This window comes from Amycolatopsis dendrobii (assembly GCF_014145675.1).
Taxonomy (GTDB): domain Bacteria; phylum Actinomycetota; class Actinomycetes; order Mycobacteriales; family Pseudonocardiaceae; genus Amycolatopsis; species Amycolatopsis dendrobii.
Window position 1 is genome coordinate 65,673 of the sequence record NZ_JACGZW010000003.1, and the last position, 12,383, is coordinate 78,055.

Consider the following 12,383-nt stretch of genomic DNA (forward strand, 5'->3'; position numbering starts at 1 on the left):
ATGCGCGTGCTGCTCACGGGGCACACGGGATATCTGGGCACGGTGATGGCTCCGGTGCTCGCCGCGGCGGGACACGAGGTCGTCGGCCTCGACTCGGGCTTGTTCGCCGCCTGTGTGCTCGGCCCGGCCCCGCGCGATCCGGTCGGGCTGGCCGTCGACCTGCGGGACGTGAAAGCCGAACACTTGCGGGGGTTCGACGCGGTGATCCACCTCGCCGCGCTGTCCAACGACCCGCTCGGCTCGCTCGCCCCCGAGCTGACCTACGACATCAACCACCGCGCGTCGGTCAAGCTCGCGAAACTCGCGAAGGATGCCGGGGTTTCCCGGTTCCTCTACGCCTCGACCTGCTCCGTCTACGGCGCTTCCGGCGGCAGCGGCCTGGTCGACGAGGACGCGCCGCTGCGGCCGGTGACGCCGTACGCGGAGTCGAAGGTCCGCGTGGAAGCCGAGGTTTCCGAACTCGCCGACGACGGCTTCACCCCGGTGTACCTGCGCAACGCCACCGCGTTCGGCTTCTCGCCGCGGCTGCGCGCCGACATCGTGCTGAACAACCTCGTCGGCCACGCCTATCTGTCCGGCGAGGTCCTCGTGCTCTCCGACGGCACACCGTGGCGGCCGCTCGTGCACGCCGACGACATCGCCCACGCCTTCACCGCCGCTCTCGAAGCGCCGCGCGAAGCCGTGCACAACAAGGCGTTCAACATCGGCACCGAACGCAACAACGTGACCGTCGCCGAGATCGCCGAAGAGGTCGTCGCGGTGGTGCCCGGCTCGAAGCTGCGGATCACCGGCGAGGCCGGGGCCGACCCGCGTTCGTACCGGGTCGATTTCTCCCGGTTCCGCGACGCGGTCCCGGCGTTCGACTGCAAGTGGGGCGTGAAAGACGGTGCGCTGCAACTGTTCGACGCCTACCGCCGCAACAGCCTCACCCAGGAGCAGTTCCAGCACCGCTTCACCCGGCTGAACTGGTTGAGCGACCGGCAGGCCGCCGGCGCGGTCGACGCCACCCTGCGGCACGCCTGATGCGCACGGGGCCCGAGATGCACGCTCTGGTGGAACGGTTGTACCCGTTCTGCCGGAGCATCACCGGCGACGGCGTCCGGCAGACCCTTGCCGTCATCGGCGAGCACCTCCCGCTCGACCGGTACGAGGTGCCCAGCGGCACCGAGGTGCTGGACTGGACCGTGCCGCCGGAGTGGAACATCCGCGACGCCTTCGTCGCGGATTCCTCCGGGCGGCGGGTGATCGATTTCCGGAAGTCGAACCTGCACGTGGTCGGCTACAGCGTCCCGGTCGACCGGGTCGTCAGCCTCACCGAACTGCGCACGCACCTGCACACGCTGCCGCAGCAGCCGTCGCTGATCCCGTACCGCACCAGCTATTACTCCCCCACGTGGGGTTTCTGCCTCGCCCAGGACGTGCTCGACACGCTCCCGGACGGCGACTACCACGCCAAAATCGACTCGACGCTCGCCGACGGCCATCTCACCTACGCCGAGCACGTCGTGCCGGGCGAGGTGTCCGACGAGGTGCTCGTCTCGTGCCACCTCTGCCATCCGTCACTGGCCAACGACAATCTCGCCGGCATCGCGGTAGCCGTGGCGCTCGCCCAGGCGCTGGCCGAGGAGAAGCCGTACTACACCTACCGCTTCCTGTTCATGCCCGGCACGATCGGCGCGATCACCTGGCTGGCGCGCAATGCCGAGCGCATCGAGCAGGTCAAGCACGGCGTCGTGCTGGCCTGCGCCGGCGACCGGGGTTCGCTGACCTACAAACGGAGCCGACGCGGCAACGCCGACATCGACCGGGTCTTCGCACACATCCTCAAGGACAAACCGCACGAGATCCGCGAGTTCTCGCCGTACGGCTACGACGAGCGCCAGTTCTGCTCCCCCGGCTTCAACCTCGGCGTCGGATCGCTCACGCGCACGCCGTACGCGGGCTACCCGGAATACCACACCTCGGCGGACAACCCGTCCTTCGTCGACCCGGACTCGATGGCCGACACTCTCGACACACTGCGGACGGCGTTCTCCGTGCTGGACCGCAACCGGCGCTATGTGAACCTCAGCCCGTACGGCGAACCGCAACTCGGCAAGCGCGGACTGTACGACTCGCTCGGCGGGCGCAGCGACGCGAAACAAGCGCAACTGGCCATGCTGTGGGTGCTCAGCCTCTCCGACGGCGACCACAGCCTCCTCGACATCGCCGAACGGGCGGACCTGCCGTTCGGTGCCGTAGCCGCGGCGGCCGATGCCCTTCAGGCCGCCGGACTGCTGAAGGAGTGAGGCCGTGCCGTCGATCCTGCGTTCGCGAGCCGTCCGCGCGATGGCGGGACGGCTCAGCTGGGGCCTTGGGGACCAGGCTGTTTCGAGCCTGACCAACTTCGTGGTCGGCCTTTACGTCGCGCGTTCGCTCGGCGCGACGGCGTTCGGCCTGTTCAGCATCGCGTGGGTGACGTACGGCGTCATTCTCAACATCTCGCGCGGCCTCGCCACCGACCCGCTGATGGTGCGCTTCTCCGGCGTCGCCAGGGCGAGCTGGCGGACCGCGGTGGGCCAGGCCGTCGGGACGGCGTTCGTGGTGGGCGTCGCTTCCGGGCTGGTCAGTGTCCTGTTTGGACTCGTCGTGGGCGGGGAGCTCGGCGCCGCGTTCGTGGCGCTCGGGGCGGTGCTGCCGTTCCTGCTCGTCCAGGACGCCTGGCGGTTCGGGTTCTTCGCGCAGGGCACCGGGCACAAGGCGTTCGTCAACGACGGGATCCAGGCCGTCGCGTTGTTCCCGGCGCTGGTGCTGGCCGCGCGCTACGACACCGTGGTCGCGTTCCTGCTGGCCTGGGGCTGTTCGGCCGGGGTCGCGGCCGCGTTCGGCTGGGTGCAGACGAGCGTGCTGCCGCGGCTCGGCGGGGTGCGCGGGTGGCTGCGGGACCATCGCGATCTGGGTGTGCGCTACCTCGTCGAGAACGTCAGCAACAGCGGTTCGTCGCAGCTGCGCGCGTACGGGCTGGGCGCGATTTCCGGGCTGGCCGCGGTCGGCACGGTGCGCGGGGCGGAACAGCTGCTCGGGCCGTTTCTCGCGCTGCTCATGGGACTTTCCCTCGTCACCGTCGCCGAGGGGGCGCGGGTGCTCCGGCAGTCGCCGCATCGGCTGTGGCATTTCTGCGTGGTGCTCGGTGCCGCGCAGGCGGCCGCTGCCCTGATCTGGGGACTCGGACTGTGGTTCTTCGTTCCCGAAGACGCCGGCCGGTTCGTGCTCGGGTCGCTGTGGGACAGCTCGTCGCTGCTGGTCCCGGCGGTCACGATGGCGGTCGTCGGCGCGAGCTTCACCACCGGCGCGACGGCCGGGCTCCGCGCGCTCGGGATGGCGCGGCGGAGCTTGCGGTCGCAGCTGATCGCGTCCGCGTGCTACGTCGTGTTCGGCCTGATCGGGGCGGTGCTCGGCGGCGCGGCCGGTTCGGAGTGGGGCGTCGCGGCCGCCACTCTCACCGGTTCGGCCGTGTGGTGGTGGCAGCTGCGCAGCGCACTGCGCGACCACTTCGCCGCGGACGTCGAATTTCCCGCCGCGTCAGGTTCATTCAGCCAAGCAGAACTCCATTCGGCTTCCGAGGAGATGAAACCGGCATGAGCACGGTGCCCCGGCTGACCATCGGTCTGCCCGTCTACAACGGAGAGGAATTCCTCAGCGAAGCACTCGACGCGCTGCTCGGGCAGACCTACGAGGACTTTGAGCTGATCATCTCCGACAACGCGTCGCAAGACGGCACGGAAGAGATAGCCCGGAAGTACGCGCAGGAGGACTCGCGGATCCGGTATCTGCGCCAGCCGCGCAACATCGGCGCGACCCCGAACCACAACGTCCTGCTCGACCAGGCGCGCGGCGAGCTGTTCAAATGGGCCTCGCACGACGATCTCTACGGCCGGGAGCTGCTGGCGAAGTGCGTCGAAGCGCTCGACGCGCGGCCGGAGATGATCCTCGCGCATTCGCATCAGGCGATCATCGACGAGAACGGCGCGGTGACCGTGCCGCTGGACTACCGGCACCAGACGGACGCGCCGCGGCCGTCGATGCGGTTCAAGAGCCTGCTCTTCGAGCCTGGCGGGGACGATTTCTACGGCGTGATGCGCACAGACGTGTTGCGTCGGGTCACTCCGATGGACAGCTACCACCACGCCGATCGCACCTACGTGGCCGAGCTGGCGTTGCACGGGCCGTTCTACCAAGTGCCTGAGCTGCTGTACTTCCGCCGCGACCATCCGGACCGGGCGGAGCGCGCGAACCCGAGCAAACGCTCCCGCTGCGCGAACCTCGATCCGAAGCGCGGCAACGCGCTGCTGAACCCGACCGCGCGGCTGCTCGCCGAGTACGTCTGGGGTTTCGTGCACGGAATCCGCTCCGCGCCGCTGTCGTCGGGAGAACGCCGCGCCTGCTACCTCGCGCTGGTGGAATGGTTTGCCAGCCGGGCCCGGCCCGGCGGCGGCGGGGAACGCGTCGAGGACCGAGCTCCAGTGCACGCGGCCGAACTCAACCTCACCGTCGACCGGGTGGTCGCGGGACGCGAACGGCGGGTGCCGTGACTGTTCGAGTCGGAGTCTTCGGACTGCTCGGTTCAGGCAACCTCGGCAATGACGGCTCGCTGGAGGCGGTACTCGGCTTCCTGCGCGCCGAACATCCGTACGCGAAGGTGTCCGCGTTCTGCGGCGGGGCGGACACCATCCGGGCGCGGTACGGGATCCCCGCGGTGCGGCTGAACTGGTACAGCGGCGAGTACCGGCACGCTTCCGGGCTGCGGTCGATCGTGACCAAGGGCCTCGGGAAGATCATCGACGTTTTCCGGACGGCGTGGTGGGTCCGGCGGCAGAACGTGGTGATCGTTCCCGGCATGGGCGTGCTGGAGGCGACGCTTCCGTTGCGGCCGTGGGGATTTCCGTACGCGCTCTTCCTGCTCTCGCTGTGCGGGCGGCTCGGGCGGACGAAGGTCGCACTGGTCAGCGTGGGTGCGGATCGGATTCGGGTGCCTGCCACACGGTTCCTCGTGCGGGCCGCGTCCCAGCTCGCGACGTATCGGTCCTTCCGCGATGAGCTCTCGCGCTCGGCGATGGCCGACATGGGTGTGCGGGTGACTGACGACCGCGTGTATCCCGATCTTGCGTTCGCCCTGCCGACGCCTGCCGCGGTCGAGGATCCGCGTGCCGTGGGCGTCGGGGTGATGGCTTACTACGGCGGCAACGACGACCGTGCCCACGGCGAGGAGATCTACCGGGCGTACGTGGACGCGATGACGGAGTTCGTGCGGTATCTGGTCGCACAGGAGCGTCCGGTCCGGCTCTTCATCGGCGACCGGATCGACCGTGAGGTGGTGGACGAGATCGTCGCGACAGTCGACTCTCCGCTGCTCTCCGCGGCCGTCCCCGGCACGCTGGGCGAGCTGATGCGCTCGATGGCCGAGGTGGGCACGGTCGTGGCTACCCGGTACCACAATGTGTTGTGCGCGTTGAAGGTCGGACGGCCGACGGTGGCCATCGGCTACGCGAAGAAGAACGACGTGCTGATGGCCGAAATGGGGCTCGGCGAGTTCTGCCAGGAAGCGCGCGCGATCGATGTGCCGCGGTTGGTCGAGCAGTTCGAGGAATTGCAGCGGCGAGCTCCGGAGCTGAAGGCGGAACTCGCCGCTCGCAACGAAGCCTGCAACCAGCAGTTGAAGGACCAGTTCGCGCTGTTGTCGAGGACGCTCATTCCCGCGGAGGTGTCGTGAAAGCCGTTCCCGTGCCGTCGATTTCCGGCGTGTGGCTCTTTCAGCCGACACCGCACCGAGATGATCGCGGCTTCTTCTCGAGGACCTTCGACGCCGACGTCGCCCGGTCGGCCGGCATCGATCCGGACGCGTTCTTGCAGGACAGCGTGTCCCGCTCGGTGCGCGGCGTGGTGCGCGGGATGCACCTGCGGTCCGGCGCCGGCGAGGCGAAGCTGGTGCGTTGTTCATACGGAGAGGTGTTCGACGTCGTGGTCGACCTGCGGCCGGACTCGCCGACTTTCCGTGCCATGGAAACGTTTCGCCTCTCCGGCGACACCCAGGAGAGCATCTACATCCCGGCCGGCTGCGCACACGGTTTCCAGGCGCTGAGCGACATCGCCGACGTGTCGTACCGGATCGACCGCGCGCACGACCCGTCCGAGGACGTCGCCATCGCGCACGACGACCCGGAGCTCGCCATCCCGTGGCCGCTGCCCGCGGCATTGCTGTCCGAACGCGACGCGTCGGCGCCAACGCTTGCCGATGCCTTGAGGTGACCCGTCATGGACCTGCCACTCTCCCGGATCGCGAACGAACGCCTGCACCGCGCCATCCCCGGCGGTGCGCACACCTACGCCAAAGGCGAGGACCAGTACCCGGAACATCTCGCACCGGTCATCTCGCACGGCCGCGGCGCCTACGTCTGGGACGTCGACGGCAACCAGTACCTCGAATACGGCTCCGGCCTGCGCGCGGTCAGCCTCGGCCACGTGCATCCGCGGGTGACCTCGGCCGTGCACGACGTGCTGGAGCGGGGCAACAACTTCGTCCGTCCATCCATTGTGGAGCTTGAGGCGGCGGAACAATTCCTGGAGACCGTGCCGACCGCGGACATGGTGAAGTTCGCGAAGAACGGCTCCGACGCGACGACCGCCGCGGTCCGGCTCGCCCGCGCCGCCACCGGGCGGCCGCTGGTCGCCCAGTGCGCCGACCACGCGTTCTTCTCCACCGACGACTGGTTCATCGGCACCACCCCGATGTCCGCCGGCATCCCCGCCGCGACGATGGCGATGACCGTGCCGTTCCCGTACGGCGATCTTCCGGCGACCGAACAGATGCTGCGGCAGTTCCACGGACAGGTGGCGTGCCTGATCCTGGAACCCACCAAAGGCGTGGCCCCGCCGGACGGCTATCTCGCCGGGCTGCTCGAACTCGCGCATCAGCACGGCGCGTTGGTGATCTTCGACGAGATGATCACCGGGTTCCGCTACTCCGAGCACGGCGCGCAGGGGTTGTACGGCGTGACGCCGGATCTCTCGACGTTCGGCAAGGCCCTCGGCAACGGCTTCGCGGTCGCTGCGCTGGCCGGCCGGCGGGACTTGATGGAACTGGGCGGGCTGCGGGATTCGCGGGACCGGGTGTTCCTGCTGTCGACGACGCACGGCGCGGAGACCCCCGCGCTGGCTGCCGCTATGGCGGTAATCGATGTCTACGCGGCGGAGGACGTGACGGCCCGCCTGCACGCGCTCGGGGCTCGGCTGGCTGCCGGAGTGACCGAGGTGGCGGCCGCACACGGAATCGGCGAACGGGTGCTGGTGCGGGGACGGGACAGCAATCTGGTGTTCGCGACCCTTGACGCGGATGGCGCGCCCTCGCAGGAGTATCGGACGCTGTTCATGCGGTGCCTGCTGGAGAACGGGGTGCTGGCTCCATCCTTTGTGGTCAGTGCGGCGATGACGGAGGAGGACATCGACCGGACGGTGGAGGTGGTCGCGTCGGCCTGCGTGGTGTACCGCAAGGCGCTGGAGGCCGGTGATCCCTCGCCGTGGCTGGGCGGGCGGCCGGTGAAGCCGGTGTTCCGCCGGAAAGCCTGACTCACCTCGCCCCGGCCCAACGTCTGCGAGGGGAACCTGCACGGACTCTGATTCCTCAAGGTGGCTCTCACGACCCTCGGCAGGCGGCGTGATGGGTGCGGCTGAGACGTGTCCGCCCAGGCCGAATCCGCTGGCGGACCGTTAGCTTGCGTCGGAGGCGACGCGGGCGGCGGAACTGGGCATGCCGTCCGTGAGGGAATCTCGCGGATCTGTTCGCAACGGGCAGCCCCGTCGATCTTCGCGCGTCTGCCGGTTAGCCGCCCGAACCGGGGTGTGCGCGCCGTGTGAGCCGCGTGTGAGCGGTGGCGGGCACTGTCGAGCTCACCGCACGAGAAGGAGGTTGTCTTGCATGACGCAGTGAGCGCGGGAGCCGGGCCGGTCGGTCTGTTCCTCGCCGACGGCACTCGCCTCGGCGCACTGCTGCGGGACGGCCAAGGCGTCGCCCTCGGCTACGCCGCCGTGCTCGTCCGGCAGCAGTTCGCCTGGGCAAGCGGCCACGGCTCGTTCGAAGACGCCCTTTCTCGCTGGTTCTGACCCGCACCTGGAGGTAGACATCATGGAAAACCGCTGGATCGCTGCTTGGGGAACCGCGCAGCAGCTGGCACCCGCGGCCGAGTCGGGCGGTGGGCCGGAGATGCCCGACGAGGCACTGCCGGAACCGACTCTCGACACCGTGAGCGCACAAACCGTCCGCATGGTGGCGCGTTCGACGGTCGGCGGATCGGCTGTGCGCGTCGCACTTTCGAACTCCTTCGGCCACGCGCCAGTCCGCATCGGCGCGGCCTTCCTCGACGGCACGCGGCTGACCTTCAGCGATCGTCCCGAAGTGGTGCTGCCGACTGGCGCGCAGATCTGCAGCGACCCGATCGAGCACGCCGTCTCCGCGCAGACCGACCTGACCGTCTCGCTGTATCTCCCGGGCGAGAAGGTCACCCCGACGATCCACGAGGTCGGGCTCCGCACCGCGTGGCTCGCCCCCGGCGACCAGACCGCCGAATCGGAACTGCGGGACGCCACCGAGTTCCAGTCGTACCTGTGGCTCACCGGCATCGACGTGCTCGCGCCGGGTACCGCCGCCACCGTCATCGCCTTCGGCGACTCGCTGGTGGACGGGATGGAGACCACGCCCGGCGCCGACGCGCCCTGGCCCTCGGTGCTCGCCCGCCGACTCGCCGCCGAGCCAGGTCTTCCGCCCCGCGCGGTGGTCAACATGGGTATCTCCGGCAACCGCGTCCTGCGCGAGACGGACGGCATGGGCACCAGCGCGCTGGCCCGCTTCGACCGCGACGTGCTGGCCCGCCCCGGCGCCCGCTGGCTCGTCCTCTTCGAGGGCGGCAACGACCTGATTTTCGGCTCCCTGCCAGGAATGCCGGACAGCGAACGGGCCACCGCGGACGACCTCATCGACGGCTATCGCCTGCTGCTCGCCCGAGCGCGCGCACACGGCCTGCGTGTGATCGGCTGCACGCTGCCGCCGATCGGTGGCTCCCCGGTCTTCACACCGGAGTTCGAGGAAGCCCGCCAGCAGGTGAACCGCTGGATCCGCGACAGCGGCGAGTTCGACGCGGTCACCGACCTCGAAGCGGCGCTGCGCGATCCAGCCGATCCGACGAAGACACGCGCCGAACTGGTCACCGCCGACGGCGTCCACCCGAACGACGCCGGACACACGGCGATCGCCGACGCCTTCGACCTGGAACTATTCCGGCACTAGCCCGACTGTCCGTGAGGGGAACCCTGAGGGGCTCTGATTCCCTCACCGACGATCCGCGACCCGGTCGATCCAATACGCCGTGACCGGCACGATCGCCAGCGCCGCCGCGAAGCCGCCGATCGTGTCGGTCGGGTAATGCGCACCCAACCCGACCTCAGCCCATGCCATCAGGAACCCGAACACCAAAGCCAGCCCCAGCGCCCACGCCACCGCAGCGACCCGGCCCCGCCGACCGGCCACGACGTAAGCTCCGATCAACGCCAAAGCCGTCGCGAAGGCGGTGTGGCCGCTGGGGAACGACAGATAGCTCCCGTGGATCGTCCGCCCGGTGAGCGGCTTCAGCACCGAAGTCACCCCGACCGTCAGCCCGCAGCCGACCACCGCCAGCACCGCCGTCCGGAGGCGGTGGGTCAGCAGGCAACCGCCGATCACCAGGATCAGGATCAGCACCGCGCCCAACGGTTCGCCGCAGAAGTCGATCGCCGTCGCGAAGTACCACCACGGGTCGGGGATGAGGTCCGGGCCGGGCAGGAGCGGGGCGTCGAACGCGCTCGGCACCGAGTGGCCGGCGAAGCGCAGGCCGAGAGCGATCAGCGCCAGGAAGCCGAGCACGGCCAAGACCAGCGAAGGCGTGCGCAGAACGGCCGGAAGCGCCCGGGGCGAGGTCTTCAGTCGGTCGCGCACAACTTCCTTCATACCGTGGAAATCGCTTCCGCATAGCCGTCGAGCAGCCGTTTCAGCCCGACTTCCGGGGTGAAGTCCGTGTCGTACCGCTGCCGCGCGGCCTCGCCCATCTTCTGGTTCAGCTCGACGTCGGCCACCTCGCACAAAGCCGAGGCCAGCGCCGCCGCGTCGCCGGGGGTGTGCAGCAAACCGGTTACGCCGTCGGTGACGAGTTCTTCGAACGCTCCGTGTGCGGGCGCGACCGTCGGCACCCCGGCGGCCATCGCCTCCACCACCACGAGACCAAACGCTTCCAGCCACGTCGAGGGCACCACGACCGCTGCCGCTCGGGCGATCAGTTCCTGGCACGAAGCCCGGTCCTGGAGTCCGACGTACGACACGTTCTCCCGTCCGGCGGCCCAGGCCGCGACGTCGTCGGACAGCGGCCCGGTCCCGGCGATCAGCAACGGCAGCTTGCCGGAGTACCGCTCCCACGCCGCCCTGAGCAGCGGGATGCCTTTCTCCTCGGTGAGCCGCCCCAGGAACAGGAGGTGCTCGCCGTCGCCCACGCGCCGCCGGCCCTGGTCCGGAACGAAGTTGTGCTTGACCGTCATCCGCGCGGCGGGCAGGCCCGCGTCCACGAGAAGGCGGCGCTGGGCGTCGGAGATGCAGAAGAATCGGGTCACGCCGGTGCGCCAGCGCTCCCGGTTGACCAGCAGGTTGACCGCCATCGGCACGGTCGCCGCGGCGGAGTCGCGGTAGCAGCCGTGCCGGACGGCGGGCACCGGCAGACCGCCGACGCAATCGGTGCAGATCCGGCCGTCGCGGTAGAGCGTGCCGGGTGGGCAGACGAGGCCGTAGTTGTGCAGCGTCGCGACCACCGGCACCCGCGCGTCCGCGCACGCGGCCAGCACCGACGGCGACAGCAGCGGGAAGGTGTTGTGGACGTGCACGACGTCCGGCCGCTCCCTGCGCAACTGGGCCAGCAACGCCGTCCGCGACGCGCGGTTCCACGGCACTTGCAGCGGCACCAACGCCTTGCGCGCCAACGGCATCGAGGCGATGTCGTCGCTGTGCCGCTCGAACCGCCGGACGTCGACGCCGGCCGAGGTCAGCAGCGAGACCTCGGCGTCGACCACGTTGTTCTCGCCGCTCGGCTGCTCCGACCGATAGCGGTTGTGCACCACCAGAACCTTCACGCCAGCTTCTCCCTCGCTGGAGCCTCGCCCGTGGCCAGCAACGACGCGGCGACCGCCAGATGCAGCAGATACGGCGACGCGTCGCCGAGCCCGGCTTCGGTGTAGGAAGCGGAAACGCAGTACGCGATCAGGAAGATCGCGCAGGCCCTGGCCAGCGACGGCGGCCGCAGCACCGCGATCGCGATCAGCACCAGCAGGATCGCCGCGACGATCCCGATCCCGACGAAGCCCTGCTCGTGGTAGATCGCCAGCCAGCTGTTGTCGATCGGCAGGCCGTCATAGGACTTGTCGGTGAGACCGACGCCGAAGATGTACTCGAATCCGGTCCTCGGCGCGGACAGCAACGCGTCCCACACCTTCGCGCGGCCGGTCAGGCTGGAGAAATCGTCGGTGCTCTGGCCGCGCAGGAACCACGCCTGCAGCAGGCCGCCCAGCACCACCGCGGCGAAGCCCGCCACGAGCACGATCCCGGCGAACACCTTCCGCGCCCGCGCGCTGACCAGGCCCTGCGACAGCAGCGCGACGATCAGCCCGGCGACGAGCCCGAGCGTCGCGGTGCGGGTGTGCGTCAGCAGCAGCACCCCGAGCGACGGCACGACGACGATCAACGCGCTCTTGGCGTCCGTCCGTTTGCCCAGCCACAGCAGCACCGCGAGGCCCGCGATCACCGCCGCGTACTGGCCGATCTGCGGCGGCGTCAGCGGCCACACCGCGCCGGTGAGCCTGCCGCCGTAGATGTCCGGCATCGCCTTGCCCGGCGCGATCACCAGGCCGAGCACCACCGAAATCAGCACCGCGCCGAACATCCGGATGTGCGCCCGCACGAACGTGAACGCCCCGTCCCACCAGCCGCTGAGCAGCCAGAGCGTCGCGACGAACACGGCGAACCGGAAGCAGCGGAACAGCGCGCCGAAGCCGGATTCCAGGTGCACGCTGGCCACGATGCTCGTGAGCAGCAGAAAGGACAGGAGCATCAGGTACGCGCTCGGCCGGATCCTGATCCGCAGGTTCACCATCAGTGCGAGCAGGAACGCGGCCATCAGCGAGCCCATGGTGACCAGCTGGATCACCGTGCGCGGCAACGGGATCACCGTCTGCGCGCCGGCCGAGCCGAGGGTGTTGAGGATGAGCAGCGCCCAAGCCGCGCTTACCGCTTTCGGCGCCGATTTCGTTTCGGCGGGCAACGTGGCGGTCAATTCGGCCAT

General features: G+C 69.5%; 12 protein-coding genes. 9 read left to right on the forward strand and 3 right to left on the reverse strand.

Features of this window, described 5'->3' with window-relative positions; translation table 11 throughout:
- The 9 genes from H4281_RS08450 to H4281_RS08490 all read left to right on the forward strand — a co-directional run bounded on the left by H4281_RS08450 (position 1) and on the right by H4281_RS08490 (position 9,316).
- Positions 1–1,023 carry an NAD-dependent epimerase/dehydratase family protein gene (locus tag H4281_RS08450; protein ID WP_182890333.1) on the forward strand — a complete coding sequence of 341 codons (1,023 nt, stop codon included), beginning with the start codon at positions 1–3 and terminating at the stop codon, positions 1,021–1,023.
- A complete protein-coding gene (locus H4281_RS08455; RefSeq protein ID WP_182890334.1) occupies positions 1,023–2,288 on the forward strand; it encodes a DUF4910 domain-containing protein in 1,266 nt (421 codons plus the stop codon). The genes H4281_RS08450 and H4281_RS08455 overlap by 1 nt, the downstream gene beginning before the upstream one ends.
- A 40-nt stretch (positions 2,289–2,328) precedes the next feature.
- Positions 2,329–3,621, forward strand: coding sequence for an MATE family efflux transporter (locus tag H4281_RS08460; protein ID WP_246411632.1), 1,293 nt, complete (start codon positions 2,329–2,331; stop codon positions 3,619–3,621).
- Positions 3,618–4,571, forward strand: a complete 954-nt coding sequence (locus H4281_RS08465; protein ID WP_182890335.1) for a glycosyltransferase family 2 protein — start codon at positions 3,618–3,620, stop codon at positions 4,569–4,571. The genes H4281_RS08460 and H4281_RS08465 overlap by 4 nt, the downstream gene beginning before the upstream one ends.
- Positions 4,568–5,749 carry a polysaccharide pyruvyl transferase family protein gene (locus H4281_RS08470; RefSeq protein ID WP_182890336.1) on the forward strand — a complete coding sequence of 394 codons (1,182 nt, stop codon included), beginning with the start codon at positions 4,568–4,570 and terminating at the stop codon, positions 5,747–5,749. Before H4281_RS08465 ends, H4281_RS08470 begins: the two co-directional genes overlap by 4 nt.
- Entirely contained in the window at positions 5,746–6,285 is a 540-nt protein-coding gene (gene rfbC / locus H4281_RS08475) for a dTDP-4-dehydrorhamnose 3,5-epimerase (RefSeq protein ID WP_182890337.1), read from the forward strand. Before H4281_RS08470 ends, rfbC begins: the two co-directional genes overlap by 4 nt.
- A 6-nt stretch (positions 6,286–6,291) precedes the next feature.
- Positions 6,292–7,602: a glutamate-1-semialdehyde 2,1-aminomutase gene (locus H4281_RS08480; RefSeq protein ID WP_182890338.1), complete on the forward strand. Its 1,311-nt coding sequence runs from the start codon at positions 6,292–6,294 to the stop codon at positions 7,600–7,602.
- Positions 7,603–7,947: 345 nt separating this feature from the next.
- Positions 7,948–8,136 (forward strand): hypothetical protein, encoded by a 189-nt coding sequence (locus H4281_RS08485; protein WP_182890339.1) that lies wholly within the window; start codon positions 7,948–7,950, stop codon positions 8,134–8,136.
- A gap of 22 nt (positions 8,137–8,158) precedes the next feature.
- Entirely contained in the window at positions 8,159–9,316 is a 1,158-nt protein-coding gene (locus H4281_RS08490; RefSeq protein ID WP_182890340.1) for an SGNH/GDSL hydrolase family protein, read from the forward strand.
- 42 nt (positions 9,317–9,358) lie between these two features.
- Here the strand turns inward: H4281_RS08490 and H4281_RS08495 are convergent, their stop codons facing one another.
- The 3 genes from H4281_RS08495 to H4281_RS08505 are packed head-to-tail and all read right to left on the reverse strand — an operon-like array spanning position 9,359 to position 12,383.
- On the reverse strand, positions 9,359–10,000 hold the full coding sequence (locus tag H4281_RS08495) for a phosphatase PAP2 family protein (protein ID WP_182890341.1): 642 nt from the start codon (positions 9,998–10,000) through the stop codon (positions 9,359–9,361).
- Between the two features lie 8 nt (positions 10,001–10,008).
- The gene (locus H4281_RS08500; protein ID WP_182890342.1) at positions 10,009–11,178 is read right to left on the reverse strand and encodes a glycosyltransferase family 4 protein; all 1,170 of its coding nucleotides are present in this window, start codon (positions 11,176–11,178) and stop codon (positions 10,009–10,011) included.
- Entirely contained in the window at positions 11,175–12,383 is a 1,209-nt protein-coding gene (locus tag H4281_RS08505; RefSeq protein ID WP_220506938.1) for an O-antigen ligase family protein, read from the reverse strand. Before H4281_RS08505 ends, H4281_RS08500 begins: the two co-directional genes overlap by 4 nt.

Coding starts and splice junctions, on each gene's coding strand:
- H4281_RS08450 (WP_182890333.1), top strand. CDS start 1: ATGCGCGTGCTGCTCACGGGGCACACGGGATATCTGGGCACGGTGATG.
- H4281_RS08455 (WP_182890334.1), top strand. CDS start 1,023: ATGCGCACGGGGCCCGAGATGCACGCTCTGGTGGAACGGTTGTACCCG.
- H4281_RS08460 (WP_246411632.1), top strand. CDS start 2,329: ATGGCGGGACGGCTCAGCTGGGGCCTTGGGGACCAGGCTGTTTCGAGC.
- H4281_RS08465 (WP_182890335.1), top strand. CDS start 3,618: ATGAGCACGGTGCCCCGGCTGACCATCGGTCTGCCCGTCTACAACGGA.
- H4281_RS08480 (WP_182890338.1), top strand. CDS start 6,292: ATGGACCTGCCACTCTCCCGGATCGCGAACGAACGCCTGCACCGCGCC.
- H4281_RS08490 (WP_182890340.1), top strand. CDS start 8,159: ATGGAAAACCGCTGGATCGCTGCTTGGGGAACCGCGCAGCAGCTGGCA.
- H4281_RS08505 (WP_220506938.1), bottom strand. CDS start 12,383: ATGGCCGAATTGACCGCCACGTTGCCCGCCGAAACGAAATCGGCGCCG.